This is a genomic window from Calothrix sp. PCC 7507 (genome assembly GCF_000316575.1).
Taxonomy (GTDB): Bacteria; Cyanobacteriota; Cyanobacteriia; order Cyanobacteriales; family Nostocaceae; genus Fortiea.
Map to the genome: position 1 here is coordinate 2013446 of NC_019682.1, position 26188 is coordinate 2039633.

At 43.7% G+C, this 26188-nt stretch carries 24 protein-coding genes; 14 read left to right on the forward strand and 10 right to left on the reverse strand.

Annotated elements, in window-relative coordinates:
* Positions 1–204 precede the first annotated feature (204 nt).
* The 3 genes from CAL7507_RS08760 (at position 205) to CAL7507_RS08770 (ending at position 4843) form a co-directional block, all read left to right on the forward strand.
* Positions 205–1464: an FAD-dependent hydroxylase gene (locus CAL7507_RS08760; RefSeq protein ID WP_042341249.1), complete on the forward strand. Its 1260-nt coding sequence runs from the start codon at positions 205–207 to the stop codon at positions 1462–1464.
* Between the two features lie 267 nt (positions 1465–1731).
* Positions 1732–2370, forward strand: a complete 639-nt coding sequence (locus CAL7507_RS08765) for a Uma2 family endonuclease (RefSeq protein ID WP_015128106.1) — start codon at positions 1732–1734, stop codon at positions 2368–2370.
* 277 nt (positions 2371–2647) lie between these two features.
* A complete protein-coding gene (locus CAL7507_RS08770; RefSeq protein ID WP_015128107.1) occupies positions 2648–4843 on the forward strand; it encodes a transglycosylase SLT domain-containing protein in 2196 nt (731 codons plus the stop codon).
* Between the two features lie 69 nt (positions 4844–4912).
* Here the strand turns inward: CAL7507_RS08770 and CAL7507_RS08775 are convergent, their stop codons facing one another.
* A complete protein-coding gene (locus CAL7507_RS08775) occupies positions 4913–5095 on the reverse strand; it encodes a hypothetical protein (protein WP_015128108.1) in 183 nt (60 codons plus the stop codon).
* Positions 5096–5274: 179 nt separating this feature from the next.
* On the opposite strand from CAL7507_RS08775, the gene tatC reads away from it, so the two are divergent.
* Together tatC and CAL7507_RS08785 are read left to right on the forward strand one after the other, a co-directional pair.
* Complete coding sequence (gene tatC, locus CAL7507_RS08780) at positions 5275–6111, forward strand: twin-arginine translocase subunit TatC (RefSeq protein ID WP_015128109.1); 837 nt, start codon at positions 5275–5277, stop codon at positions 6109–6111.
* 173 nt (positions 6112–6284) lie between these two features.
* The gene (locus CAL7507_RS08785; protein ID WP_015128110.1) at positions 6285–6620 is read left to right on the forward strand and encodes a tRNA-binding protein; all 336 of its coding nucleotides are present in this window, start codon (positions 6285–6287) and stop codon (positions 6618–6620) included.
* 35 nt (positions 6621–6655) lie between these two features.
* Here CAL7507_RS08785 and CAL7507_RS08790 read toward each other — a convergent pair whose 3' ends face one another.
* Complete coding sequence (locus tag CAL7507_RS08790; protein ID WP_015128111.1) at positions 6656–6964, reverse strand: DUF3067 family protein; 309 nt, start codon at positions 6962–6964, stop codon at positions 6656–6658.
* Positions 6965–7194: 230 nt separating this feature from the next.
* Between CAL7507_RS08790 and petC the strand changes: the two genes are divergently transcribed.
* Together petC and petA are read left to right on the forward strand one after the other, a co-directional pair.
* Positions 7195–7734: a cytochrome b6-f complex iron-sulfur subunit gene (petC, locus tag CAL7507_RS08795; protein ID WP_015128112.1), complete on the forward strand. Its 540-nt coding sequence runs from the start codon at positions 7195–7197 to the stop codon at positions 7732–7734.
* 120 nt (positions 7735–7854) lie between these two features.
* Positions 7855–8856: a cytochrome f gene (gene petA, locus CAL7507_RS08800; RefSeq protein ID WP_015128113.1), complete on the forward strand. Its 1002-nt coding sequence runs from the start codon at positions 7855–7857 to the stop codon at positions 8854–8856.
* A 59-nt stretch (positions 8857–8915) separates the two neighbouring features.
* Here the strand turns inward: petA and CAL7507_RS30695 are convergent, their stop codons facing one another.
* Both CAL7507_RS30695 and CAL7507_RS08805 read right to left on the reverse strand, forming a co-directional pair.
* Positions 8916–9044, reverse strand: a complete 129-nt coding sequence (locus CAL7507_RS30695; RefSeq protein WP_083862886.1) for a DUF29 family protein — start codon at positions 9042–9044, stop codon at positions 8916–8918.
* A gap of 823 nt (positions 9045–9867) precedes the next feature.
* Entirely contained in the window at positions 9868–11457 is a 1590-nt protein-coding gene (locus CAL7507_RS08805) for a glycoside hydrolase family 57 protein (RefSeq protein ID WP_015128114.1), read from the reverse strand.
* 304 nt (positions 11458–11761) lie between these two features.
* Here CAL7507_RS08805 and CAL7507_RS08810 point away from each other — a divergent pair, with 304 nt between their 5' ends.
* Positions 11762–12571, forward strand: coding sequence for an Rpn family recombination-promoting nuclease/putative transposase (locus CAL7507_RS08810; protein ID WP_015128115.1), 810 nt, complete (start codon positions 11762–11764; stop codon positions 12569–12571).
* Positions 12568–12789 (forward strand): hypothetical protein, encoded by a 222-nt coding sequence (locus CAL7507_RS31605; RefSeq protein WP_015128116.1) that lies wholly within the window; start codon positions 12568–12570, stop codon positions 12787–12789. The genes CAL7507_RS08810 and CAL7507_RS31605 overlap by 4 nt, the downstream gene beginning before the upstream one ends.
* Here CAL7507_RS31605 and CAL7507_RS08815 read toward each other — a convergent pair.
* From CAL7507_RS08815 to grpE, 6 genes are all read right to left on the reverse strand, one after another.
* Positions 12751–13509: a Uma2 family endonuclease gene (locus tag CAL7507_RS08815; RefSeq protein ID WP_015128117.1), complete on the reverse strand. Its 759-nt coding sequence runs from the start codon at positions 13507–13509 to the stop codon at positions 12751–12753. The genes CAL7507_RS31605 and CAL7507_RS08815 overlap by 39 nt on opposite strands.
* Positions 13510–13557: 48 nt before the next feature.
* Entirely contained in the window at positions 13558–14637 is a 1080-nt protein-coding gene (gene rsgA / locus CAL7507_RS08820) for a small ribosomal subunit biogenesis GTPase RsgA (RefSeq protein WP_015128118.1), read from the reverse strand.
* Positions 14637–14891: a sulfurtransferase TusA family protein gene (locus CAL7507_RS08825; RefSeq protein WP_015128119.1), complete on the reverse strand. Its 255-nt coding sequence runs from the start codon at positions 14889–14891 to the stop codon at positions 14637–14639. The genes rsgA and CAL7507_RS08825 overlap by 1 nt, the downstream gene beginning before the upstream one ends.
* Complete coding sequence (dnaJ, locus tag CAL7507_RS08830) at positions 14888–16015, reverse strand: molecular chaperone DnaJ (protein ID WP_015128120.1); 1128 nt, start codon at positions 16013–16015, stop codon at positions 14888–14890. Before dnaJ ends, CAL7507_RS08825 begins: the two co-directional genes overlap by 4 nt.
* 619 nt (positions 16016–16634) lie before the next feature.
* Positions 16635–18593 carry a molecular chaperone DnaK gene (gene dnaK / locus CAL7507_RS08835; RefSeq protein ID WP_015128121.1) on the reverse strand — a complete coding sequence of 653 codons (1959 nt, stop codon included), beginning with the start codon at positions 18591–18593 and terminating at the stop codon, positions 16635–16637.
* Between the two features lie 267 nt (positions 18594–18860).
* Positions 18861–19601, reverse strand: a complete 741-nt coding sequence (gene grpE, locus CAL7507_RS08840) for a nucleotide exchange factor GrpE (RefSeq protein WP_015128122.1) — start codon at positions 19599–19601, stop codon at positions 18861–18863.
* A 524-nt stretch (positions 19602–20125) separates the two neighbouring features.
* Between grpE and CAL7507_RS08845 the strand changes: the two genes are divergently transcribed.
* From CAL7507_RS08845 to CAL7507_RS08865, 5 genes are all read left to right on the forward strand, one after another.
* The gene (locus CAL7507_RS08845; RefSeq protein ID WP_015128123.1) at positions 20126–22138 is read left to right on the forward strand and encodes a GspE/PulE family protein; all 2013 of its coding nucleotides are present in this window, start codon (positions 20126–20128) and stop codon (positions 22136–22138) included.
* Positions 22139–22237: 99 nt separating this feature from the next.
* Positions 22238–23362: a type IV pilus twitching motility protein PilT gene (locus tag CAL7507_RS08850; RefSeq protein WP_015128124.1), complete on the forward strand. Its 1125-nt coding sequence runs from the start codon at positions 22238–22240 to the stop codon at positions 23360–23362.
* Between the two features lie 227 nt (positions 23363–23589).
* A complete protein-coding gene (locus tag CAL7507_RS08855; protein WP_015128125.1) occupies positions 23590–24813 on the forward strand; it encodes a type II secretion system F family protein in 1224 nt (407 codons plus the stop codon).
* Between the two features lie 220 nt (positions 24814–25033).
* On the forward strand, positions 25034–25600 hold the full coding sequence (locus CAL7507_RS08860) for a hypothetical protein (RefSeq protein WP_015128127.1): 567 nt from the start codon (positions 25034–25036) through the stop codon (positions 25598–25600).
* A gap of 348 nt (positions 25601–25948) precedes the next feature.
* Positions 25949–26179, forward strand: a complete 231-nt coding sequence (locus CAL7507_RS08865; RefSeq protein WP_015128128.1) for a hypothetical protein — start codon at positions 25949–25951, stop codon at positions 26177–26179.
* The last annotated feature ends 9 nt before the right edge of the window (positions 26180–26188 follow it).

Below are 26188 nucleotides of genomic sequence, written 5' to 3' on the forward strand. Positions count from 1 at the left end.
TCGGTAAGCCGTAGTTTATGAATATACGGAGGCTATCATGGACATTCATCCAAAATCAAGTCTTGTTTCTGGGGTTATGTAGCTATAAGTTCACTATTTGATAGGTGAAAAAATAATCTGAGACGGAGAACAGCTAAATTTAATTGCTCTGGAAAGGGCGATCGCGTAAAAATAATAATTAAAGTGCTGTAATTTCTCTTAACAATGCCGCTAATGCAGCTTTCCCAAACCCTCTCCTCACAGTCAACACCAGAAGACAAGTGGGGATATGACTATGATTTGGTTATTGTCGGCGGCGGGATTATTGGATTAACCCTAGCCTCCGCTTTAAAAGACTCTGGATTGAGTGTATTGCTAATTGAAGCGAAAGTCGCATCAATAGCCGTAGCCAAAGGTCAAGCCTACGCGATTCACATGCTTTCGGCGCTGATTTATCAGGGAATTGGCATTTGGGACAAAATGCTGCCTCAAATTGCCAAATATCGCCAAGTGCGGCTTTCTGATGCCGATTATTCTGAAGTGGTGGAATTTGCAGCCACTGATTTAGATACACCAGAATTAGGGTATGTAGCGGAACACCAAGCCCTATTGCAGCCACTGCAAGAGTTTGTCCAAGGTTGTGCAAATGTAACTTATCTATGCCCAGCGGAAGTAGTGAATACGCAGTACCAGCAAGATGCTGTCACCATAGATATCAAAATTGCCGACGATATCCAGACAGTCCGCAGCAAATTATTGGTAGCCGCTGATGGAGCGCGATCGCCTATTCGTCAAGCTGCAGGGATTAAAACCTCTGGCTGGAAATATTGGCAATCATGCATTGTGGTATTTGTCAAGCCAGAAAAATCCCACAATGATACCGCCTACGAAAAATTTTGGACTAGTGGGCCATTTGCGATTTTACCCTTACCAGGGAACCGCTGTCGCATCGTCTGGACAGCACCCCACGCAGAAGCCAAAGCCTTATGTGCTTTGGATGATCAGCAATTTTTGGCAGAACTCACCAGGCGCTATGGCGAACATATGGGTAGGTTGGAATTATTAGGCGATCGCTTTATTTTTCCAGTGCAACTCATGCAGAGCGATCGCTATGTCCTCCCCCGACTAGCATTAATTGGGGATGCAGCCCACAATTGTCATCCCGTCGGTGGACAAGGTTTAAATTTGGGGATTCGAGATGCAGCCGCTTTAGCACAAGTTATCCAAAAAGCCACAGCAGCAGGTGAAGATATTGGTAATATTCAAATCCTCAAACGCTATGAACGCTGGCGTAAAGTAGAGAACCTGACAATTTTAGGTTTTACTGATTTGTTAGATCGAGTGTTTTCTAATAACTTCTTACCACTTTTGCTAGCTCGTCGCCTCGGTTTATGGATTATGCGTCGAGTCCCCGTGTTAAAAATCTTTACTCTCAAATTGATGATTGGTTTGAAAGGGCGGACTCCAGAATTAGCGAAACGGTGAAAGGGAAATCAGGAGAAAGGAGGCAGGAGTCAGGAGAGTTATATATAGGACTTACGCAAGTGTCATATTTTTTTCGTTTAGGTTGTCAAAAGTCAACGGTCAAGAGTCCAAAAAACCTTAATTTTTGACCCTTGACTCTTGACTTTTGACCCTTACATCAAAAAATATGTGTGCCAGTTGCGTAAGTCCTGTAAATTTTGGGCTGCGTTCTAAAATTGAGATAGTCAAACGTTTTCGTGTAGCCGGAGTTTCTCAAGGTAGGCGAATATGCGTACTGTAATTACACCTGAAAGCATCGAGTTGCCACCTGGTACAGTCGTCAGGATGTTGGGATCTTGGCAAGACTATCAAGCACTGAGTGAGCAACTAGGCGATCGCTGCTCACCTCGCATTAAATATCGCAGGGGAGAGATTCTGCTAATGACACCGCTACCAGAGCATGGAAGAGATGCGAGTTTGCTGGGGTTGATAGTAATAGCTTTACTTGACTACTTAAACCGCATATACGACTCATTTACGCCCATCACCATGAGCTTGCCAGAATTCAGTGGCATTGAGCCTGACTTTTGCTTTTACATTGAAAACTGGAAAGCAGTAGTAGGTAAAAAGAGAATTAATTGGGAATTTGATCCACCACCTGATTTAGTGATTGAGGTAGACGTTACTAGCTATACCGATATAAATGACTATCTCCCTTATAAAGTGCCAGAGATTTGGCTGTTAAAGAATAGGCAGCTCTTAGTTTATAGATTACAGGGTGAAAATTACGTAATTACAGAAAGCAGCTACTTTCCCAACGTTTCCGAAATTGTGCGACAATGCCTGCAAATTGGCACCGAGCAGACAATAAGTCAGGCGATTAGGTGGTTAAGGGGCTTTTTGCGTGGCAGTGAACCTGCTTTATAGTCAAAGGGAAATCAGAAGACAGAATTCAGGAGTCAGGAGAATTCTATATTCTGGCTCCTGAATTCTGAATTCCTTTTATCAGAAAGATTTAATCGGATCAAGTGTGTCCTAAACAGTTACTGGCTAACCAAAATTAAGCAAGCATCTATACATCCTTAAACTGGGGATTCTAATTTTTTTGCAAAAGAATAAATATTTAACCATAAAAAGTGATTACACTTCCCGCTAGTAGTGCTAAAGTTTCAAGAAATTAATCTGAAATTTTCAGCGGGTATCCATGCTGAAGCAGCTCAAAAAAAATCCAATTCCCATCATCGCAGGTGCAGGACTATTTGCCTTTCTAGCAGGGGCAATGGTTTCAGCTCCTCAGATTGGAAAATCCTTGGGGCAATGGCTAAAACATGGCAATAATCAGCCTGAGCAAATATCTGAGGCTACTAAAGCTAAATCAGCCGTTTACCCACTGGTATCACAATCTCTGCCAGAAAGAGCGGCTAAGTTAGCAGCGATCGCTCAAGATTCTCGTTCCCCAGATCAAAAACGCGCCCGTTATCTGTTAGCTAGTGATTACATTGAAAGAACCCAAGCGCAAAAAGCCCTGATTTTGCTCACAGGACTGGAAAAAGACTATCCCATCCTCGCGCCTTACATTTTGCTGAAACAGGCGCAAGCAGAGGATATGTTGGGCGAAGAAGGTAAAGCTTCGGATCTCAGACAACAAGTGCTGAAGCAGTATCCCAAAACAGCAGCCGTAGTTAAAGCCATATATTTGATCGCTCAACCGCAACTTCAAGATCAAGCGATCGCCCAATTTCCTTCTCATCCCCTAACTTGGGAAATTATCCGGAAGCGGCTGCAAGACAATCCCAATCAGCCGCAATTACAGTTAATTTTGGCAAAATATGCTACAGATCAACCAGGAATTGTCGGGGTGTTAGATGACCTAGTCAAGCAGCCTAACCTCAAATCTGAAGACTGGGAAATCATTGGTGCAGCCTATTGGGCAAACAGTGAATTTGACAAAGCCGCCAAGGCTTACGCCAAAGCACCTAAAACCGCAGAAAACCTCTACCGAAATGGACGCGGTTTACAGGTGGGAGGCAAAGAACAAGAAAAAGCGATCGCCATCTACAAACAAGTAGTACAGCAATTCCCAGAGTCCACAGAAACTGGCACTGCTCTGTTACGTTTGGCTGAATTAGCAAAAACCCGTAAAGATGCTTTACCATATCTTGACCAAATAATCAAGAGTTTTCCTGATATTGCTGGTAAAGCCTTAGTAGAAAAAGCCAAAATTTTTCAAGGATTAAAAGATACTAAATCAGCAAGCGAGACTTGGCAGTTACTCATAGCTAAATACGGCAATTCTGATGAAGCAGCAGAATACCGTTGGAAAATCGCCCAAGAAAAAGCCAAAGCCAAAGACTACCTCGGTGCATGGCAATGGGCAGAACCAATCACCACCAACAACCCCAACAGCATTTTGGCTCCTAGAGCAGGTTTTTGGGTAGGTAAATGGGCGACTAGCTTGGGCAAACAACAAGAAGCGAAAACCGCCTATGAGTACGTGTTGAGTCAGTTTCCCTACTCATACTATGCATGGCGATCGGCGTCAATTTTGGGGCTGAATGTGGGCAACTTTAACACCATTCGCCAAATGAACCCGGAAGTGGTCCCATTTCAACGCCCGGTGCCGACTGCTGGTTCTGAGACTTTTAAAGAATTGTATCTGCTAGGTCAAAACCGCGACGCTTGGTTGCAATGGGAGACGGAATTTCAAAACAAAACTAAACCAACAGTCGCAGAACAATTTACCGAAGGATTAATGCGGCTAGCAAATGGCGAAAACCTCATCGGCATTGACAAAATCTCTAAATTGGAAGATCGGGAAATACCAGCTGAACAAGCTCAATATCAAGCCCTCAGCAAACAAAGTATCTACTGGCAAGCCCGTTATCCGTTTCCCTATTTTCAGGAAATTGTTAAATGGTCTAATGAACGGAAACTTAATCCTTTGTTAGTGACTGCCTTGATGCGCCAAGAATCTCGGTTTGAGGCGAAAATCAAATCCTCTGCCAACGCTACTGGTTTAATGCAAATCATCCCAGACACAGCTAAATGGATTGCCCCACAAATCAAGTTGGACAGCAAACAAATTAACCTAGAAAATCCCAATGACAACATCATGCTGGGAACTTGGTATTTGGATCATACCCATCAGAAATATAACAATAATTCCTTGCTGGCGATCGCTAGTTATAATGCTGGCCCTGGGAACGTCTCTAAATGGCTGCAAACCATCTCTACCAAAGATTCAGACGAATTTGTCGAAGAAATCCCCTTTGATGAAACCAAAAATTACGTGCGTCAGGTGCTTGGTAATTACTGGAATTATTTAAGGCTTTACAACCCGGAAATTTCCAACATCGTCGGACAATACTCGGCTCAACATCCACAATTACCGACGCAGTAATTTTGGGGCATTGGGCATGGGGATATTTTCCCCATCGCCCCATCGATTTATCACCAAGACCAGTAAAAATCAAGCTATAGCCTGTGAAAATGCTTCCAGGTTGCGTGGTCGGTAACGCAGAATTACCATTGATGGCAGGGTTGGATCTGTCGGTTCGTAAGTCTCGTAGTGGCTATAATCCCAAATCTGGTTTTCATCACCATAATGAGAAGCCGTATATGTAATTTTGTAGTTACGAGTACCAACATGCATTTGTTAGCCGTTCTTACTGGCATGACATCGAGGCAGAGAGGGTAAGAGATGCTTTACCTGAAGCCACTCTAAGAAAGATTGAGCGAGTACTTGGTGTTGATTTTGGTGTGGACTTCAATGGTTAACGCCCTAGCAATTCCAGATAAAATAGTCTAGAAATGTTGCCCAATAGCTGACTCATGACACCACAAGATTTAGATAGTGTATTGCAGTCCGCTCCACTGGGGGAATCCACAGATGCGGCTGACTCCAACTCTCCTGACATCGAACTTGAAGGATATGGCGACTCAGATACTGATCCACTTGATCAGTTACCAGGTGAGGTCGAAATGGGCTTTTTCGACCATTTAGAGGAGTTGAGACTGCGGATTTTTTACGCGCTAATTGCAGTAGTAGTAGCAGTTATTAGCTGTTTTTTTGCCGTTAAGCCAATTGTCCAGTTGCTGGAAGTTCCCGCACAAGGAGTGAAATTTCTGCAACTGGGGCCAGGAGAATATTTCTTTGTCTCCGTCAAAGTGGCTGCTTATACTGGCTTGCTGCTTTCTAGTCCGTTCATCCTTTACCAAATTCTCCAGTTTGTCCTCCCCGGACTGACTCGCCGGGAACGTCGCTTAGTGGGGCCTGTAGTTTTAGGTTCGAGTGTGTTGTTTGGTGCTGGGTTAGTATTTGCTTACTATCTCCTCATCCCCGCCGCTTTGAAATTTTTTATCAGCTATGGTGCAGATGTTGTAGAACAACTGTGGTCGATAGAGAAATATTTTGAATTTGTGCTGCTGCTGTTATTCAGCGTTGGTTTAGCTTTTCAAATTCCTGTGATCCAAACTCTGCTTGGTGCTTTGGGAATTGTTTCTTCCCAGCAAATGCTTTCTGGCTGGCGTTTTGTGATTATGGGATCAGTGGTTTTGGGCGCTATTCTCACGCCTTCAACTGACCCCCTGACTCAAAGTCTATTAGCAGGTGCGGTGCTAGTACTGTATTTTGGTGGTATCGGTTTGGTTAAACTTATTGGTAAATGATAGTGGCTAGTACAAAAAGGCTGAAATCAAGAAATCTGTACCCCTGCGAGGAAGCAAGCTACGCGTAGCGTCTCCGCAGGAAAAGGCTGAAATCAAGAAATCTGTACAGTCAGCTTTTCAAAAATTTGTAATAGCTACTTTATTCAGAACCAATTAAAAAATTAAGATAAGTAATGTCACAAATTAGCTATTTAGACTTTGAAAAAGTCGATATTCGCGTTGGCAAAGTTATCAAAGCCGAAGAATTTACCAAGACACGAAAACCAGCTTATAAACTATGGATAGATTTTGGCGATTTGGGAATCAAAAAATCTAGTGCCCAAATTACCAAGCTTTATCAGCATGAGGATTTAGTAAATAAGTTAATATTAGCTGTTACTAATTTTCCCCCAAGACAAATAGCTGATTTTATGTCAGAAGTTTTGGTTTTAGGAGTTGTTTTAGATGATGGCGATGTTGTCTTAATTCAACCAGATAGGGAAGTTCCTTTAGGCAAAAGAATTTTATAATTTGTCATTTGTCTCCTAACTCCTCTAGCTGACAATTACAATATCCACTCAGAAGCGCGTTCACCCAAATCTAGAGGTATACTCACAGCTTTACCAAGTCGGGGGCGATCGCGTGTTTGTGTAATAAATGTTTGCACTTGCATTGTGCCACCCAAAGCATGAAGATAATTAGCAATGGTATCAAGATGCGCTTGGTACTCATCCTCAGTCATGGGAAAAGAAGCTTGCTCTAAATATTTCCACATGACTTGGAGAAATATCTTCCCTTGCGATCGCCGCAACTGGACATCATAAGAGTGTCCCCACTTATCAATCAACATTTGACGTAATTCTTGTCCTGTCATAGATTATCTCATTCAAATTTTTACATTTAGTTATGATGTTAAGTTCCGTAACTCAAGTATGATAAGGATATAAAGAAATGTAATGCTAACAGAAAAGATGCTAGAAATATCTTGCAACAGAAAAGTATGGCATCGTTGTGGGCGTTAGCATTTCGACTCAGATAAGAGTCACTTAATTATTAGTACTCTTGTCAAAATGCTTAACAAAATACACAAAGAGCGCGTAGATTATGGCTCAATTTTCTGAATCAGCAGATGTGCCTGACATAGGGCGTCGTCAATTCATGACCTTGCTCACTTTTGGGACTGTCACTGGAGTGGCTCTGGGAGCATTGTATCCCGTTGTCAAATACTTTATTCCACCAGCTACTGGTGGCAGTGGCGGTGGGACAACGGCAAAAGACGAGTTAGGTAACAGTGTTAGCGCCGCTAAATTTCTAGGAAGCCATAACGTAGGCGATCGCGCCCTAGTTCAGGGACTCAAGGGCGACCCCACTTATCTAGTGGTAGAAAGCAAAGAGGCTATTGGTGATTACGGCATTAATGCCATCTGCACCCACTTGGGTTGTGTTGTTCCCTGGAATGTGGCTGAGAACAAATTTAAATGTCCTTGTCACGGTTCCCAATACGACGCCACAGGTAAGGTTGTGCGCGGTCCAGCACCACTTTCGTTGGCACTGGCACATACCAAAGTTGATGAGGACACAGTCGTCCTCACCCCTTGGACTGAAACCGACTTCCGTACCGGCGAAGCACCTTGGTGGGCTTAATCAGTGCTGAGTAATGAGTTATTAGTCAAGAGTCAAAAGTCAAAAGTGTTGACAAATGACAAATGACCAATGACAAATAACCAATGACCAATTCATCAGAGAATCGTTGTCCTTATTGAGATGAGAAATGCTTTTACAACAGCGAGGTTAGCTCGCAGTGCTAGAGCGATAGTAAAAACATTGCTCATAGCGATCGCTACCGTGACATTTTTCTTCACCAGCGATCTAGCCCATCCCCAAGCCGCTGCTGCCTATCCCTTTTGGGCACAGCAAACCTATCCGGAAACACCCCGCGAGCCAACTGGGCGGATTGTTTGTGCTAACTGTCACCTAGCAGCCAAGCCCACGGAAGTAGAAGTTCCCCAATCTGTGCTGCCTGACACCGTGTTTAAAGCCGTGGTGAAAATACCCTACGACACCAGCGTGCAACAAGTTGGTGCTGACGGTTCTAAAGTTGGCTTAAATGTTGGTGCTGTATTGGTATTACCGGAAGGCTTCAAGATTGCTCCTGAAGAACGTATTCCTGAGCAGTGGAAAGAAGAAGTTGCGGATTTACCCTATCAATCCTACAGCGAAGATAAAGACAATATTGTCATCATTGGACCTCTACCTGGTGAGCAATATCAAGAAATTGTCTTCCCAATACTTTCTCCCAACCCTGCAACTGACAAAAACATCCACTTCGGTAAATATTCAGTTAATGCCGGCGGGAACCGAGGACGTGGACAAGTCTACCCCACAGGTGAAAAAAGCAACAACTCAGTTTATAGTGCTTCTGCAACTGGCACAATTAGCAAAATTGCCAAAGAAGAAGATGAAGACGGCAACGTCAAATATGTCCTGAGCATCCAGAGTGAATCTGGTGAAGTGGTTTCTGATACCGTTCCCCTAGGCCCAGAACTGATTGTTTCCGAAGGACAAGCAGTAAAAGCAGGTGATGCTTTGACCAACAATCCCAATGTTGGTGGATTCGGTCAAAAAGATACGGAAATTGTGCTGCAAGACGCTAGCAGAATCCAATGGCTGATTGCCTTCATCGCGCTTGTGATGACTGCTCAAGTACTGTTGGTACTCAAGAAGAAGCAGACTGAAAAAGTCCAAGCTGCTGAAATGAATTTCTAAATTCTTTCCTAAATAATCACTTTGAGGACAGGTAAATTACCTGTCTTTTTTTAGATTAATTATGGCAAAAATTCAGAATTTAAAGCTTGTTCTTGATTGTAAGGACATATTTCTGGAAACACCTGTTCACCCAATTTAGTTTCTCTAATTGCTAAAGCCAAACCTAGTTCATAGAAGGTTTTAAACACCGAACAAAGCCTCGAAAATGTTGGGTTTCGCTCCGCTCAATCCAACCTACACCTAATGCACTATTTTAGCCTTGCCACGCCAGTAGGGTGCGTTAGGACAGAGTCCGTAACGCACCAAAGTCTTAGGACGGTGCCGTACTCTCGCTGCTAACAAAACGCCAGTTGCTACAACGGAGAAAACCTCCCTTCGGGTTCGCCACTTCGACGGGACGGAAACCGACACCGCTGAGTGGTCTCACCGCAACGCACTAGCTCCCCTACGTATATTTCAAAAATCAAATACTAGTTCTATAGCAGTTCTCCAGAGCTACATAACTCAACATAAAAATATTTTTTGAGTTGACCTACTGAATTTTTTTTTACTAGATTCATGCTAGTTCTAGTCTTTACTACTTACAAAATCCTTCCGTAGTATTTTATAATTCAAGTATTTACGTGTACATACATAGTAAATAGCTTACATGACTTCTTCACATTGACTTCAGAAAGATAAACTCACTGATGAAAGAGATAAATATCTCACCAAACTAGTTCACTTAAGTAAGTAATGACGAATGCAACGAGAGTAATTAAACTATAGTCTCAAAGAGATTGCATACCGCCAAAGAGCGAAGGAAAGTAAAACTTCCCAGTTTTTGTAGTCAGTTAGAGTTCAGTTCGCTTAATTAAACCGTAGTAGCCAGCTACGGTTTTTTTTGCTTATATTTCGGTGTATACCCTAAGGACATTCAGCACTAATCAGGTAAAGATTGATTCGTATTAAGCATCTGTAATTACTCCAGAACGACTGAGAGCGGCTCTGGAGCTTCTTTTGTAGCGCTGCTTATAAAGGACGGTAAACCCGGTAGTTGATATTGGGGAAAATATTATCCATCAACTCGACTTTTTCCAGCCAACCACTATCAACCTTGCCGATTTTAACGTCTTCATAGAGCTTATTGAAACGCATTAAGTGCGATCGCGTCCTTCTCACCGCATAAGGAACCATAGTTCCCGTCCGCATAATAAACGCCCAGTCAGAAGATTGCGCCAGTAAAACTTCTCTGGCTGCTTGGTTGAGTGCTTTCCATTGCAATTCATCTTCAGGTTCCAGATGGGAAATTTCAATCATGCGTTCAGCCGCTTTGTGCAAGTGCGGATAAATCCACGCATTTGTTTCATTCAACCAATACTCATGGAACCCCTTAAAACCCCAACTTGACTGAGAAGGACGAGAGACTTGTTGAGTGGGATGTGCCCGTAAATAATCTGCCAAATGAGTCATAGCATAAGTTCCTTGGTCATACCATGACTTGCGGAACAGGTAATCAATAAACCAAGGGCCTTCATACCACCAATGTCCGAATAATTCGGCATCATAGGGTGAAACGATAATCGGTGGCCGCTGCATAATCCCGTAGAGATTTTCAGCTTGCCGTTCTCGATTATACATAAAGTTAGCCGCGTGTTCTGCTGTCTTTTCCTTTGCCCAATAAGGGTCATAGAGTGCTTTATCTGACAGACCTAAGCCACGTCCTGTAATTTTGTGATACTTAATGCCCGTGTTTTTTCGCTGGCCATTAGGCATGATGTAGGGCTTAATGTACTCATATTCAGCCTCCCAGCCCAAATCTTTATAAAATTCGCGGTATTCTGCAGCACCAGGATAGCCGACTTCAGAAGACCATACCTGCTGAGAAGATTCATGATCGCGGCCAAAAACCGCAACCCCACTTTCTGTAAAAATCGGGGCATAAGTACCAAACCGAGGACGGGGACGGGCATACAGAATACCATGTCCATCAGTGAGGAAGTAGCGCAAACCCGCATCAGCCAGCATTCGGTCTACACCTTCATAGTAGGCACATTCCGGCAGCCAAATACCCCTGGGAGCTTGACCAAAAGTTTCCTCGTAGTGTTCGCAAGCTACTTGAATTTGTGCCCACACAGCCTGTGGATACATTTTCATCAGTGGTAAGTAGCCGTGGGTAGCACCGCATGTAATAATTTCTAAATTATTAGTATCTTGGTACTGCTTAAAAGCTGTCACCAAATCACCGTCATAGCGTTCCCATATCTGGCGTGCTTCATTAAACTCAGTGGCGTAATGTTCAGCTAAGTAACGAATATGTCCATTGTGGACATTACGCTCGGCTTCCAGTTCTATAAGTTCCTCTAACTGGGTTAAGTGTGCGTCATAGCGTTCTTGCAACAAAGGGTCACGGAGCATTGACACTAGCGGCGGTGTCATACTCATAGTGATTTTAAAGTCGATGCCGTCTCGCTTTAAGCCTTCAAATACTTTTAATAAAGGGATATAAGTTTCAGTAATGGCTTCATAAAGCCATTCTTCCTCCAGCACGTAGTCACTTTCTGGGTGACGAACGAAGGGTAGATGTGCGTGGAGTACGAGCGCGACGTAGCCAATAGCCATAGTTATTTTTGGGTGGTGCGTGTAAGTTGAAGGTCGAGAGGGTGGGCGTAAATTAACAATATTTTAAGACTTTATGGGGATCGTGACGGTGGGAGCGTAAACTATTCACATAAAAGCAGGGGTTGTTAACCTCCATGCAAATTCCCAACCCTAATCTTTTGCGACTTAAAATTAGACTTTAGGTGATTTCTCACAATAATCTTACCAATGGAAGGGCAAACAACCGTTTGCTCCTACTCGCAATCTCATGGTAATTTCTATTTGGGAAATTTCCTCATACTAAAGATGACAAAGATTAACTGCTTTGCGAACTGATAGCCTTTTCTACGAAATCTTCCAAACCGACCCCAATATTGTCTTTGAACTCATTAACAGACAGTCTCCCAGAAACGCGACTTACAGTTTCGCCTCTGTGGAAGTCAAAGAAACCAGCTTTCGGATGGATGGTATTCTAGTACCACCTATCTATGCTGCTGATTTACCCATAGTATTTGTGGAAGTTCAAGGATACAAAGACACTAAAAAAGTTCTGTACTCTAGCTTTATTAGTGAAATTTTCCTGTATTTACACGATTATCAGCCTGTGAATGACTGGCAAGCTGTCCTGATTTTTACCAAGCGCAGTTTAGATCCTGGACTACCTAGAAACTATCGTTTATTTGCACCTAGTGAACAATTTCAACGGATTTATTTAGATGAATTAAGTGAAAATACTGAATTATCCTTGGGTTTGAGTTTATTGCAACTTGTGGGCTTAGGGGAGGAAGTTGTCGCTGCCCGTGGTAGAGAACTCATTATACGCACCCATCAGGAGGTGACAGACACTAATGCACAGAAAAAGTTTATAGAATTAATAGAGACGGTCTTCGTATACAAATTTCCAGACTTGAGTAGAGAGGAGATTGAGGCCATGTTGGGACTGAACGAACTCAAGCAAACACGAGTTTATCAAGAAGCTTTAGAAGAAGGACTTGAGCAAGGACTTAAGCAAGGTAAACTGGCAGCAGTACCATTGTTGTTGAAAGTAGGGATGACTGTTGAAGAAATTTCTGAACAGTTGGGTGTGAACCTAGCAGCAGTCCGGCAAATTGCACAACAGCAGCAGTCGGAATGAGAAATGCGTTCGTCGTTCGACGAAGTCGTTCTCGTTCGCGTAGCGTCTCCGTCAGGAGAAGAGTAGACGTTGCCGTTGGCGTTGGCGTTGGCGTTGGCGAAGCCTCTCGTAGAGAAGCCTCTCGTAGAGAAGCCTCTCGTAGAGAAGGCATCGCCCAGCGATTTTGTCTAATTATTTACCTAAAAAATTTGCTCAGGGTCAACACCTGCGGCTTTTAGCCTCTGTACCAATATTTCAGCCCGTTGTCGTTCTTGTTCTATTTGCTGGTTTGCTTGCTGTAACTGTTGGTTTGCTTGCTGTAATTGTTGGTTGACTTGCTGTAATTGTTGGTTGGATTCTTCCTCTGGAAGCATTACTATTTGCCCATCTGGGGTAAAAAAGCGTAATTTGCCTACATTTACTCCTAGATATAAACCTAACTGCTGACTCCACAACCAACCCTCAGAAGTGAATACAAGTTCTTGGTATTGGCCATCAACCAAGTGAAACCCTTGTAATTCCAAGCTAACTGGGTCAAACCAGAAGTAATCAGGGGTACGGAATGTATTTTGATATATCTGCTTTTTTAGACCTTTATCCACCGTAGCAGTGGAATCAGATAACATTTCGATAATCAGATGAGGATACTTGCCGTCTTCTTGCCAGACAACCCAACTTTTCCGGTCTTTTTTTTCGGCATCTAAAACTACAAAAAAATCCGGGCCGCGAAATTCTTCTGACTTTTTTTGGTTGGGACTAAAGTAAACAGTCAGGTTTCCCGTAGCATAAAAATTATTGCGATCGCGCCACCACCACTTAATCAAGCGGATCAGTAACTCTATTTGTTCGCGGTGTAAATCAGATTCCAAGGGGGGTTCGTCACTGTAGATGTCGCCTGGTGGAAAAATTATACTGTCAGTGACATCGGTTTGAGAAGCAGTAACCAAAGATTGAGACATACAAATCGCACTTTTTTGTTTCTATCCTATCGTGACTAATCGCTCTCTTTATTCCTCACTATCTCGATATAAATCCTGCAAATCCTGCAACTGAGTTTTCCGAGCAATCCGGCGATATTTTTTACTTTCTAGCTTAGGTTCATATTGACTTTGACCTTTGCCTTTAGATTTTAATTTCATGTTTGATTCAGGATCGGCTTGTTGATGCAGGTGAGTTTGATGAGCGATCGCTTGATCTAAAAATTCCAAATAATGTGCATATCGTTCCCAATCTCCCCGCACCACGCAGTCTGGCTCGTCGTGATGCACACAATCGCTAAACCGACAACTACCAACTGCTAACCTTTCTCTTGCTTCTGGGAAATAATGGATTAATTCTTCAGGAGTACAATCAAGGTCAGGTTGGTTAAAACCAGGAGTATCCGCCAGCAAGCCACCATCAGGTAACTCAAATAATTCTACATGGCGGGTTGTATGGCGACCACGAGCTAATTTACCAGAAACTTCCCCCACGCGCAGGTTGGTATTGGGAATTAATTTATTGATCAGACTTGATTTACCCACACCGGAAGGGCCAGCAATCACAGTCATTTTATTGCTTAGATAGTTGGCTACTTGGTCAATATTTAGCTCATTGCTGACGCTGATAAATATCGGTTGATAACCCCAAGCACAAAGGCGATCGCTAATTTGTTGCTGCTCTTCTGGTGTAACTAAATCACTTTTATTCAGGCACAAAACCACATCCACATCAGTAGACTCTGCCTTAATCAGAAAGCGACTCAGCTGATAAGGCTCTAGGGGTGGATCAGCTACAGCAAATACCAGCAGGATTTGGTTCACATTGGCGATTGGTGGGCGGTCTAACTGACTTTGGCGAGATAAAACCTCAGCGATCGCCCCTCGTCCCCCAGACCAATCTGGCTCCTCTACAACCACACGATCGCCAACCATCACCTGCTGGCCAATTTTTTTCAGGCGCATCCTGCGAGTACATAGGAGTAAGGAGGGATGAGGAAGAATTTTCTCCCCATCCTCCTGATCCAGCTGGACTTTATAAAAATTAGCCTGCACAGCTAAGACTGTCCCTAGCAACTGTCTAGTAGGTGAAATGGTTTCCCCTCTCATTAGGCTGTTATGGGACGGCGTACTAACAAAGCAAAATAACCAGCATAATCTACAATTTCTTCCACCTGATAGCCTGCCATTGTGAGGCTATCAGGAACCTGCTCAATTGGCTCTCCAGGGTCTAACCAAACTTCGAGTAAACCTCCTGCTGGCATTTTCTCCAAACGGAGTTTTGTCCGCACAAAATTAATTGGGCAAGGAGTACCGCGCAAATCTAGTTGAGCATCAGGAGATGATAGAGAGGATAAACTCATGACTTAAACAAATTTCCCAAGAATCCTTCTAGACCACCTTTACCAGTGCGATCGCCTTTAATTTTCGCCAGTTTCTCTAACAATTCTCTCTCTTCCGGAGTTACCTTGTTGGGAATATCAATTAAAACTGTCAGCATGTGGTCACCGCGACTGACAGGATTACCCAAACGCGGTACACCCCGATTTTCCAACTTCATCACTGTATTTGGCTGGGTTCCCGCTGGAATAATCAACTCCACTAGCCCATCAACCGTTTCCACTTCCAAACGACAACCTAAAATTGCTTGCAGATAGCTAATTTTGATTTCTGAGAGAATGTTAATGCCATCGCGGTGGAATTCTTCATCCTCATTCACAAACAAGTAAACATACAAATCCCCAGGAGGTCCACCACGTTGACCTGCATCACCTTCTTGGGAAATTCGCAAGCGAGTACCATTATCCACCCCAGCCGGAATGGTAATTTTCAGTTTCTTTGCTACTTGATTTGTGCCCTTACCGTCACAAGCATCACATTTATCTTCAATTACCATCCCTGTACCATTACAGGTAGGACATGTTGAAACTTGCGTAAAACTGCCGAAAGGAGTTCTAGTCACGCGGCGTACTTGACCCGATCCGCTACAGGTCGAACAAGTCCGAGGACGAGTTCCTGATTTTGCGCCTGAGCCTCCACAAGTGTCACAAGTTTCTAGATGCGAGATGCGAATTTCTTTTTCACCACCAAATACCGCCTCTCGAAAATCTAGCTTCAGGTCTAGCCTTAAGTCGTCACCACGCACTGGCCCATTGCGTCGTCTTTGTGTCGGGCCACCCATACCGCCAGCAAAGCCACTGAAAATGCTTTCAAAGATATCAGCAAAGCCACCCATGTCGCCCACATCTTGGTAGCCTGCAGCAGCACCTGAGACTCCAGCTTCACCAAAACGGTTGTAACGCTCTCGGATTTCCGGCTCGGAAAGCACTTCATAAGCGCGGTTGATTTCCTTAAAGCGCTCCTCCGCACCCGGTTCTTTGTTCACATCTGGGTGATACTTCCGGGCTAAACGGCGGTAGGCTTGTTTGATTTCTTCTTTGTCGGCGTCACGAGAGACACCTAGAATTTCATAATAGTCGCGGGCCATATAGCAAAGGTAAAAGTTAGAAGGAAGAAGGCAGGAGGTGAGCTAGCGCGGTCTGGGGGAGCCACTGCGTCCTTGGGCTTCTCCAAGTGTAGCAAGTGGCCGGCCATGTCTTCCCTATGAGTGATTGGCGATCTTCGTAGCGTTAGCCACGTAGGAGCATCACCCAAAGGGAAGAAGGTAAAAGTTAATCTTTGTTAATAATTGATCTTACCTTTTACCTTTGACAAAAATCACGAACAAGTTTTGAGTAACAGGTGCTTTCTTCGTAAAATACGACAAAAGCGATGGAAGTTAAGAGCTAAGAGAGCCTTTGCTCAAACTTCTCACTGCCGAGTCGGCTGTCTCTTTTACAATTGTGCTACTTAGACGAGAAAAGCCGACTCATCAACTAGAGGGGCTAGCCGCACAATTAGGTGTGGAAAACCCCCCACATGAATTTTTGTATTTGTGTTGGAACACTGACTAGCTAACTGTAATTCGCTTCTACAATCTAGCAAACTTGGGGAATGGGAAAGGGAGCAGGGGAGCGGGGAGATGAAGGGACAAGGAAATAAACAAAACTCCTAACTCTTAACTCCTAACTCAGCACTCAGCACTCCTAACGCCCAATGCCCTATTTTTAATCTATCGCCTCATAATCGGCTTGTGCGGTGCTGTCGTCATCAAAATCAAAGTTAAATTGTGGTATTAGTGTTCCACTCATTGCCTGTTCTTGTTCTGAGGACGGCGTATGATCTGAAACTTGTTCTCCCTCATCAGTGACGGTGTTAGCTCGGTTATATACATTTGCACCAATGGCAAATAGAGCTTGTTGGAAGTCGTCTAAACGTTGCTGCAATTCTTTTGTGGAAATACCAGAATCAGTCATTGCAGTTTGGAGTTGTGAAACTTTTTCATTGGCTAAGGCTTTAGTCTGCTCGCCAATTAAGTCACCATTATCCTTGAGAGTCGATTCGTAACTGGACAACAGGTTATCCGCTTGGTTTTTCAGATCAACCAATTCTTTACGTCTTCTGTCTTCTTCAGCAAAAACTTCAGCTTCTTGGCGCATCCGTTCTACTTCGTTGACACTCAAGCCACCTGTATTTGTAATCCGAATGCTCTGTTCCCTACCTGTGCCTTTGTCTTGAGCAGCAACCTTCAAGATGCCATTAACATCAATTTCAAAAGATACCTCAATTTGTGGTACGCCGCGGGGGGATGGGGGAATGCCAGCTAGCAAGAACTTGCCGAGACTTTTATTATCCCGTGCCATTGCCCGCTCACCTTGGAGGACATGAATTTCCACTGAGGTTTGCCCATCAACGGCTGTAGAAAAAATTTGGGATCTGCTGGTAGGAATTGTGGTGTTGCGCTCAATAATTTTTGTAAACACCTCTCCCAAGGTTTCAATTCCCAAAGATAAGGGGGTGACATCCAATAAAAGGAGATTATCGACTTCTCCACCTAAAACCCCTGCTTGAATTGCAGCGCCCAATGCAACTGCTTCATCAGGGTTAATAGAGCGATCTGGTGCTTTACCGTTGAAAAATTTGATGAGGGCGTTTTGAACTGCGGGAATGCGAGTGGAACCACCTACCAAAATAATCCGATCAATATTTTGTGGTTTGAGATCCGCATCTTTGAGGGCTTGAATCATCGGCTCAATGGTAGCTTCTATTAAACGCCCAGCCAGTTCTTCAAATTTCGAGCGGCTGAGTTCGATTTCTAGATGCTTTGGGCCTGAGTCATCGGCGGTGATAAATGGCAAGTTAATCGATGTACTTGCCATGCTAGAAAGTTCAATTTTTGCCTTTTCTGCTGCTTCTCTGAGGCGTTGTAGTGCCATTTTGTCTTGAGAAAGGTCGATTTTCTCCTGTTGCTGGAAGTTGTCAATCATCCAGCCGACGATCGCATTATCAAAGTCGTCTCCACCCAACTGGTTATTACCACAAGTGGCCTTGACTTCAAAAACTCCGTCTCCCAGTTGCAAAATGGATACGTCAAATGTCCCACCACCCAAGTCAAAAACTAAAATTAGCTGCTCTTGGTCTTGTTTATCTAAGCCGAAGGCTAAAGCAGCTGCGGTAGGTTCATTGATAATGCGTAGGACTTCCAAACCGGCGATTGTGCCAGCGTCTTTAGTTGCTTGTCTTTGAGCGTCTGTGAAATATGCCGGTACGGTAATTACTGCTTGAGTTACAGTTTCACCTAAAAAGTTTTCCGCATCCTGTTTCAGCTTTTGCAGGATCATCGCGGAGATTTCTTGTGGTGTGTAGTTACGTCCGCGAATTTGAACATCAACAGTCTCATCTCTACCTTTGACACAGTTATAGGGAACGCGATCGCGTTCTGTTTCCGTATCTTCCCAGCGACGACCGATAAATCGCTTGATACTGTAGACTGTGTTTTCCGCATTCGTGACAGCTTGGCGCTTGGCCAATTGACCGACTAAGCGATCGCCACTTTTCCCAAATCCCACAATACTAGGAGTGGTTCGCCCACCTTCGGAATTAGCAATCACAATCGGTTGCCCGCCTTCCAAAACTGCGACACAACTATTAGTCGTGCCTAAGTCGATACCAATAACTTTTCCCATAATGTTCAGTATTTTTACGTATTTCTCTCGCCGTGATGTTTCGCGGGATATCTTTGGCTACAGACCAACGCTCACGGAAACGTGTATGAGAAATAGTAGATATGAGGAAACAGGAAAAACAGGTTGAGATGAGGAAGTAATTATTCCTCCTCATCTCCTTGATTTTCCACATACCTCATTTACTATCTGCGATCGCAGTTTAGATATGGGATACTCGCCCTTGCTGACACCAAGGCACTTTTGGTCAGTGAGGCGAGCAAATACAGCTTAACTGTTGGCTGGACTCGACTGATTTTCTGGTTCTGGTGGTGCATCTTCTTGAGGAGCAGCCACCTTCACCATTGCATGACGCAGCACGCGATCGCCCAAGTAATATCCGCGTACTAACTCTTCTAACACTGTTCCTTCAGGATGTTCATCCGTAGGTTCCCGCATTACGGCTTCATGCAGGTTGGGATCGAATTCTTGACCATCAGGACGCATCGGTGCCACACCTAAGCGTTTCAAGGAATCTACTAATTGTTTGTAAACACCTTGATAGCTTTTATGAATCGTCATTTCGCCTTCACTTTGCGGTTTGAGATGCGCTCTCGCCCGCTCAAAATTATCAACTACTGGCAACAATTCCAGAATCGTGTTCCGTTTGATCTGCACTTCTAGGTCTTCTTTTTCCTTTTGGGTGCGTTTGCGGTAATTCTCAAAATCTGCGGCAATCCGCATATATTGAGTACTCCGCTCTTCTAGTTGCGTTTTTAGAGATTCAATTTGTTGTCCCAATTCTGTCAAAGCTGCTGTGTCAACTTCGGTCTTCTCAGCAACGCCATTTTCTAATGGGGATGCCGAATCTCCCGGTACATTGGGTTGGGCTGCGACTTGTTCAGTCACCTCGCTGCCATATTCATTCGAGTTTATTGGGGCTGGGGAGTCGCTCGTCATTGCTTGCTTTACCTCTATTGGTTCACCCAATTGTTGGCTTGTATTGTTTACCTGTTTATTTTCGTCTATCATCGTCCACTCATCCCAGATACTGTTAACGGCATTACGTCATCACATCTTGCCACCGTTGGTATTTACGGCTAGCAACTGAGGCTGATTTTGTTGCCGCATTTTCCTGGAAGTGATATCACCGTTTTCCTATTGTGGCAAATGGTGAACGCATTAGTATATACCCCCTGAAGGCGGTAAGCCGAACGTACACACTCTGTCCTGGAGCAAGAAATGGGGAATTTGGGGGTCCCACGTAGACGTGGTAGACGAGCGAAGCGAGGCTTCTCGGAGAGTACGGTTTCCCGGAGGGTAGTGGGGATTAGGAGAATAGGGAGTAGGGAATGAATATTTTTATGCTGGATTGTAGAACTTTTTTCCGTAATTATACTGCCTTAAAAATAATACTTCAAGAATTATCAATCCTGCCCAACCGTACAATTCCCCATGCTCCATTCCCGTCCGAATTTACTTACTTCCAATGAGAATTATTTGTCTCAGTCTGGGAATACTTCAACTAGAGGTTTTCCCAAATCAATTGCTCATTTATGACTTACTCGTCACCACAACGCCGTAGTACCGCTCTCACCACAAGAACAGAGTTTTCGCCATTCGGCACCAAGCTAGTACAGGCTGGCTATGTTAATAGCGATCAGATGCGGCAGGCGCTGGTTGAAAGCCGCAAATCTGGCACACCTCTGACGGAAATGCTAGAGTCAATCACTGGGCGGCAACTGTCTCCTGAGTTACTCAGGCAATATAAGAAACAACAGTTATTTGAACTTAAAATATTATACGGTGTTGAATCCCTTGATCCGGAAGTCAACCAGCTTGGTAATGCTATGGTGGGGCAGCTAATTGAAACCCTCATCCCAGTAGATATTTGCCGTCGTCATCGTTTAGTGCCACTTTCAAAACACGAAGATCAGACCCCCCCCTGTGTTTTAGTGGCAATGGTCGATCCGGATAATCTAGAGGCTTCCGATGACCTCAATCGCATCTTGCGCCCACAAGGTTTAGCATTGCAGCGCATGGTGATTACCCAGGAAGATTACCAGCAGTTAATCAATCAATACTTAGATGAACAGGCTGTTAAACAAAAACACTTAGACCAAGAAAAGTTTACAGACATTAATCAGGATTTAGAAAATCTCGGAAATCTTGACTTAGAAGATGCACCCGATGACATGGAGGCTGATTTGGGTGCAGCGATGAAGGGTGCAGAGGATGCCCCAGTCATCAACTTAGTCAATAGAATCCTCGCCAAAGCCTTGCATGAGAAGGTTTCTGATATTCACATTGAACCCCAAGAAGAAAACCTCCGCATTCGCTTTCGCAAGGATGGGGTACTGCGTGAAGCTTTTGACCCCCTACCGAAAAAAATCATTGCGGCGGTGACAGCCCGATTTAAAATCATCGCTAGTTTAGACATCGCTGAGAGGCGTTTACCCCAAGATGGACGCATCCGCCGCATGTTTGAGGGACGGAAGGTAGACTTCCGAGTCAATACCTTACCCAGTCGTTATGGGGAAAAGGTGGTATTGCGGATTTTGGATAATTCCTCTACCCAACTAGGATTGAATAAGTTAATCACCGACCCTGAGACTTTGCATATTGTTCAGGATATGGTGAGTCGTCCCTTCGGGTTGATTTTAGTAACTGGACCAACTGGTTCTGGTAAAACGACTTCGCTATATTCGGCTCTAGCAGAAAAGAACGATCCAGGAATTAACATCAGTACTGTAGAAGACCCGATTGAGTACAGTTTGCCAGGGATTACTCAAGTACAGGTGATTCGGGAAAAAGGATTGGATTTCGCTACGGCGCTACGGGCTTTCTTGCGACAAGATCCGGATGTCTTGTTGGTGGGTGAAACACGAGATAAAGAAACAGCAAAAACCGCGATTGAAGCGGCGCTGACAGGTCACTTAGTATTAACTACCTTACATACTAATGACGCTCCTGGTGCGATCGCCCGTTTGGGAGAAATGGGTATTGAACCTTTCATGATTTCCAGTTCCTTAATAGGCGTTCTCGCACAGCGTCTAGTGCGACGCGTCTGTTCTGATTGTCGCATCGCCTATACCCCCACAGTTGAAGAACTGGCTCGCTACGGTTTATCAGCTTCTCAAGATGTAGGCGTCACTTTCTATAAAGCCAACTCCTTGACAACAGAAGGCGTAGCAGAAGCCAAAGCCAAAAATCAGCTTTGCCCAACTTGTAATGGCGTTGGTTACAAAGGACGCTGTGGTGTTTATGAAGTCATGCGCGTCACCGAAAACCTGCAAACCCTCATCAACGAAGACGCACCCACAGAACGTATTAAGGAAGTAGCAGTAGAAGAAGGCATGAAAACCTTATTAGCCTACAGCCTAGATTTAGTGCGTCAAGGTGCTACCACCCTAGAAGAAGTCGAGCGCGTGACGTTTACTGATACGGGCTTAGAAGCCGAGTTAAAAGCCAAACGTAAGAGTGGTCTGACATGCCGGACTTGCAACGCCACATTACAACCAGAATGGCTAGATTGCCCCTACTGTATGACATCGCGCTTTCAAGATTAGATATGAGTCAAGGGTCAAATGTCAAGAGTTAAAATTCACTATTCTGGACTCTGGACTATTGACTCAAAAAATAACAAATAACAAAAAGAGAGCAAAACTATGGAAATGATGATTGAAGATTTGATGGAACAGATGATTGAAATGGGTGGTTCGGATATGCATTTAACTGCAGGACTACCTCCTTACTTTCGCATCAGTGGCAAACTCACCCCCATCGGGGAAGATGTATTGACTGCAGATCAGTGTCAAAGACTGATTTTTAGTATGCTCAACAATACACAGCGTAAAACCTTAGAGCAGACTTGGGAATTAGATTGCTCCTATGGTGTTAAAGGTTTGGCACGCTTCCGGGTCAATGTTTATAAGGATCGTGGTGCTTACGCTGCTTGTTTACGTGCTTTGAGTTCTAAAATTCCTAACTTTGAAAAGCTAGGTTTGCCTGATGTGGTGCGGGAAATGACGGAAAAACCTCGGGGATTAATTCTAGTTACAGGCCCCACAGGTTCTGGAAAGACAACTACTCTAGCGGCAATGATTGACTTAATTAACCGCACTAAAGCCGAGCATATTTTGACTGTAGAAGACCCGATTGAATTTGTTTATGAATCCATTAAAAGCTTGGTTCATCAACGCCAATTGGGTGAAGATACCAAGAGTTTTGCTAATGCTTTGAAAGCAGCTTTGCGAGAAGACCCAGATATTGTTTTGGTGGGAGAAATGCGCGATTTGGAAACGATTTCTTTGGCGATTTCTGCCGCAGAAACCGGACACTTGGTATTTGGTACATTACACACCAGTTCCGCCGCCCAGACTGTTGACCGGATTATTGATGTTTTTCCCCATGAAAGACAAACCCAGGTGCGCGTGCAGTTGTCTAACTCATTAGTAGCAGTTTTTAGCCAAACTTTAGTACCAAAGAAAAACCCCAAGCCTGGTGAATATGGTCGGGTAATGGCTCAAGAAATTCTCATCGTTACTCCCGCTATTTCTAACTTAATTCGAGAAGGTAAAACATCTCAAATCTACTCAGCTATTCAGACTGGCGGTAAGTTGGGTATGCAAACGCTAGAAAAGGTTTTAGCCGATTATTACAAAGCGGGAACTATCTCCTTTGAAGCCGCGATGTCTAAGACTTCTAAGCCCGATGAAATTCAACGGCTCATCGGTGGTACAGCACCGCCACCCGCCGCAGGCGCAAAACCTGGTGCTGCTAGATCCCATTAAATTTTCATCAAAGGCGGCGGGAAAACAACTCATTCAAGGGAAGGGATAGCCGCCTCGCCGCCGTTAACCCTGAGCGAAGCCGAAGGGTCAACGTGAAATTCTTAGTCAATAGACTATTGACTATATTAAATTTTGAATACTTCTCCTAGCGGAGAGGCTACGCCCTAAGCGTAGCTATGCCGCAGGCTTTACGACAAGCTCAGTACAAGTTTTGAATTTATTAATCTATGCCAACCTATGTTGCTCGTGTTCGTGACTCGCAAGGAAAATCCCGAACAGAAAAATTTTCTGCTGCATCCTTGGTTCAAGCACGTACTAATCTCAGAGATCAGGGTTTTGTAGTTCAAGAACTTAAAGAATCTCAAGGCTTGTCAATAAGCTTTGACTTGAAAAAATTACAGAATTCTTTTGTTAAGGTTACTGTTAAAGATAAAGCTGTTTTTTCCCGCCAATTTGCGGCATTGACTAGTGCGGGTGTCGCAATTGTCAGAAGTCTAGGTGTACTATCAGAACAATGTAGTAATCCTAAGCTAAAAAAAGCTCTTGTAGATATTAGTAATGATGTTCAAACTGGCATGAATCTTTCAGATTCTATGCGTAAGCATCCTGAATGCTTTGATGGGTTGTATGTGAGTATGATTCAGGCTGGGGAAGTGGGTGGTGTTTTAGACGATGTGCTAAATCGCTTGGCTAAGTTGTTAGAAGATGTTGCCCGCTTACAAAACCAAATTAAATCAGCATTATCTTATCCAACGGTTGTGGGTTTTATAGCCGTTGCTATCTTTCTTGGTATGACCATTTTTCTGATTCCTATTTTCGCGAAGATTTTTACGGAAATAGGAACAGAATTGCCACCACTAACGCAATTTCTGATGGATTGTAGTCAATTTTTGCGAAGCCCAAATGTTGGCTTTCTTGTCGTTGCTATTGTGGGATTAAAAATTGCCTACTCAAAGTATTATAAAACCCCTGTTGGTCGGCAAACAATTGATCGTTTATCTTTGAAGATGCCGTTGTTTGGTGACTTGATTCAAAAATCATCGGTTGCCCGTTTTAGCCGCACTTTTGGATCGTTAACTCGTTCAGGTGTGCCAATTTTAACTTGCTTAGAAATTGTGAGAGATACATCTGGAAACCAGGTAATTGCTAATGCTATAGATGAAGCTCGGATAGAGATTCAACAAGGAGGTATGATTAGCATTGCTTTGCAAAAAGAAGCAGTTTTTCCAGCTATGGCTATTCAGATGATTAGCATCGGCGAAGAAACTGGAGAATTAGATGCAATGTTAATGAAAGTTGCTGATTTCTATGAGGATGAAGTTGAGCAGGCTGTGAAAGCAATGACTAGTATTTTGGAACCAGTGATGATTGTGGTTCTGGGGGGAATGGTGGGGACAATTTTGCTTGCTATGTATCTACCTATGTTCAAGGTATTTGAGAAGCTAGGCTAAGAAACAGATATCAGTGAACAGTTATCAGCAAACAGTGAAAAGTGAATTTGATACCAGATAACTAATATAGGAATCTGGTTTGATTGTTGAGAAAATCTCAAAATTTGTAGGGTGGGCAATGCCCACCACATCCGCATTTTGGTGGGCATTGCCCACCCTACTTAATATTTAAAAAATCGAATAGTAGTCATATAACTGATGACGGAATAACTAAAAAATTATGTCTGTGCAACAATCTCACTACGAAGCTAGTTTGGCAGAGTATAGCAATCATTTGGCAGCGATCGCTTTACTCAAGCAACACCGTCCCTATCTAGAAATGATTCCTAGTTTACGCCGTCCCGATGAAAGTTTAATCACTATCCCCCTCCCAATTGTTCGTCTCCGCAATTCCGCGACAACAGCACCGGAGGCAACTTGTCTACCCTGTGATGTGGCAATTTTGATGTGCGATCCGGAGTGGAAAGTCAAAACTGGAGTCGAAATTTTAATATTTATTCATCGTCCTCATGAAGACTTTTCTGATTTGTTGAAACGTTGGCGACAAACTCAGGTTTGGCTAGACAAAGATTATGAGTGGTTAATGCCTCCCCGCCATAGTCATGTTTTAAGCGAGGGTGCTAATACTGTATATCCCCTGTTTGTGGTTTTTAGTGAGACATCAGAACGCATTCTGCGGGGTCTTGTGGGGGCAGAACTCCCATTTATTATGCAAATACCAAATTTGCTATTTGAGGAAGAGAGAAGGGATGCAGAGGGGCTAGGAAGTCGTGGAGGGGAAGAGTGAGGGGGATGGGGGGGAAATGATTCTTGTGTTTTCCAATCCCCAATACCTCTTTAAGCGGCAACAGACATAATTTTGTAGGTTTTAGGTGAAGAGTAATTAATTCAGCTATGGCAGTTTCCAGGTGGGTTATGACATGAATGAGAATACCTGAAATAGAGAGACGTTACAAGCTTGTTCCCTATTGCCTATACTTCGGCTACTTCGACTTCGCTCAGTACAAGTCCGCTCAGTACAAGTTGCCTATTCCCCATTCCCAACCATAACAACTGACCACTGGCTTAATAACTATCATCATAAGTATGCCAGTTTATTGATACTTAGTTAATTTCTATTGCTTTGGAGGCAATCATGCAAGAATATTCTACTAGTCAGCCAACGCCTAACCATTCTCAGGTAGGCTCTGCAGGTCAAAATATCATATCTATTAACGGTGCGATCGCGCTTATTGTGGTGGTCATACCTATAACTTTTTATCTAGGAATTAATACTTATAAGAAATACCGGGCTGCTGTTTTTCGTCAACAAATTGCCACTTTAGAGAAAGCATGGCATTTGGATAATAAAAAGAAAAAAGCTTGAAAAATGGGA

Coding starts and splice junctions, on each gene's coding strand:
- CAL7507_RS08760 (WP_042341249.1), top strand. CDS start 205: ATGCCGCTAATGCAGCTTTCCCAAACCCTCTCCTCACAGTCAACACCA.
- CAL7507_RS08765 (WP_015128106.1), top strand. CDS start 1,732: ATGCGTACTGTAATTACACCTGAAAGCATCGAGTTGCCACCTGGTACA.
- CAL7507_RS08770 (WP_015128107.1), top strand. CDS start 2,648: ATGCTGAAGCAGCTCAAAAAAAATCCAATTCCCATCATCGCAGGTGCA.
- CAL7507_RS08775 (WP_015128108.1), bottom strand. CDS start 5,095: ATGCATGTTGGTACTCGTAACTACAAAATTACATATACGGCTTCTCAT.
- tatC (WP_015128109.1), top strand. CDS start 5,275: ATGACACCACAAGATTTAGATAGTGTATTGCAGTCCGCTCCACTGGGG.
- CAL7507_RS08785 (WP_015128110.1), top strand. CDS start 6,285: ATGTCACAAATTAGCTATTTAGACTTTGAAAAAGTCGATATTCGCGTT.
- CAL7507_RS08790 (WP_015128111.1), bottom strand. CDS start 6,964: ATGACAGGACAAGAATTACGTCAAATGTTGATTGATAAGTGGGGACAC.
- petC (WP_015128112.1), top strand. CDS start 7,195: ATGGCTCAATTTTCTGAATCAGCAGATGTGCCTGACATAGGGCGTCGT.
- petA (WP_015128113.1), top strand. CDS start 7,855: ATGAGAAATGCTTTTACAACAGCGAGGTTAGCTCGCAGTGCTAGAGCG.
- CAL7507_RS08805 (WP_015128114.1), bottom strand. CDS start 11,457: ATGGCTATTGGCTACGTCGCGCTCGTACTCCACGCACATCTACCCTTC.
- CAL7507_RS31605 (WP_015128116.1), top strand. CDS start 12,568: ATGAGAAATGCGTTCGTCGTTCGACGAAGTCGTTCTCGTTCGCGTAGC.
- CAL7507_RS08815 (WP_015128117.1), bottom strand. CDS start 13,509: ATGTCTCAATCTTTGGTTACTGCTTCTCAAACCGATGTCACTGACAGT.
- rsgA (WP_015128118.1), bottom strand. CDS start 14,637: ATGAGAGGGGAAACCATTTCACCTACTAGACAGTTGCTAGGGACAGTC.
- CAL7507_RS08825 (WP_015128119.1), bottom strand. CDS start 14,891: ATGAGTTTATCCTCTCTATCATCTCCTGATGCTCAACTAGATTTGCGC.
- dnaJ (WP_015128120.1), bottom strand. CDS start 16,015: ATGGCCCGCGACTATTATGAAATTCTAGGTGTCTCTCGTGACGCCGAC.
- dnaK (WP_015128121.1), bottom strand. CDS start 18,593: ATGGGAAAAGTTATTGGTATCGACTTAGGCACGACTAATAGTTGTGTC.
- grpE (WP_015128122.1), bottom strand. CDS start 19,601: ATGATAGACGAAAATAAACAGGTAAACAATACAAGCCAACAATTGGGT.
- CAL7507_RS08845 (WP_015128123.1), top strand. CDS start 20,126: ATGACTTACTCGTCACCACAACGCCGTAGTACCGCTCTCACCACAAGA.
- CAL7507_RS08850 (WP_015128124.1), top strand. CDS start 22,238: ATGGAAATGATGATTGAAGATTTGATGGAACAGATGATTGAAATGGGT.
- CAL7507_RS08855 (WP_015128125.1), top strand. CDS start 23,590: ATGCCAACCTATGTTGCTCGTGTTCGTGACTCGCAAGGAAAATCCCGA.
- CAL7507_RS08860 (WP_015128127.1), top strand. CDS start 25,034: ATGTCTGTGCAACAATCTCACTACGAAGCTAGTTTGGCAGAGTATAGC.
- CAL7507_RS08865 (WP_015128128.1), top strand. CDS start 25,949: ATGCAAGAATATTCTACTAGTCAGCCAACGCCTAACCATTCTCAGGTA.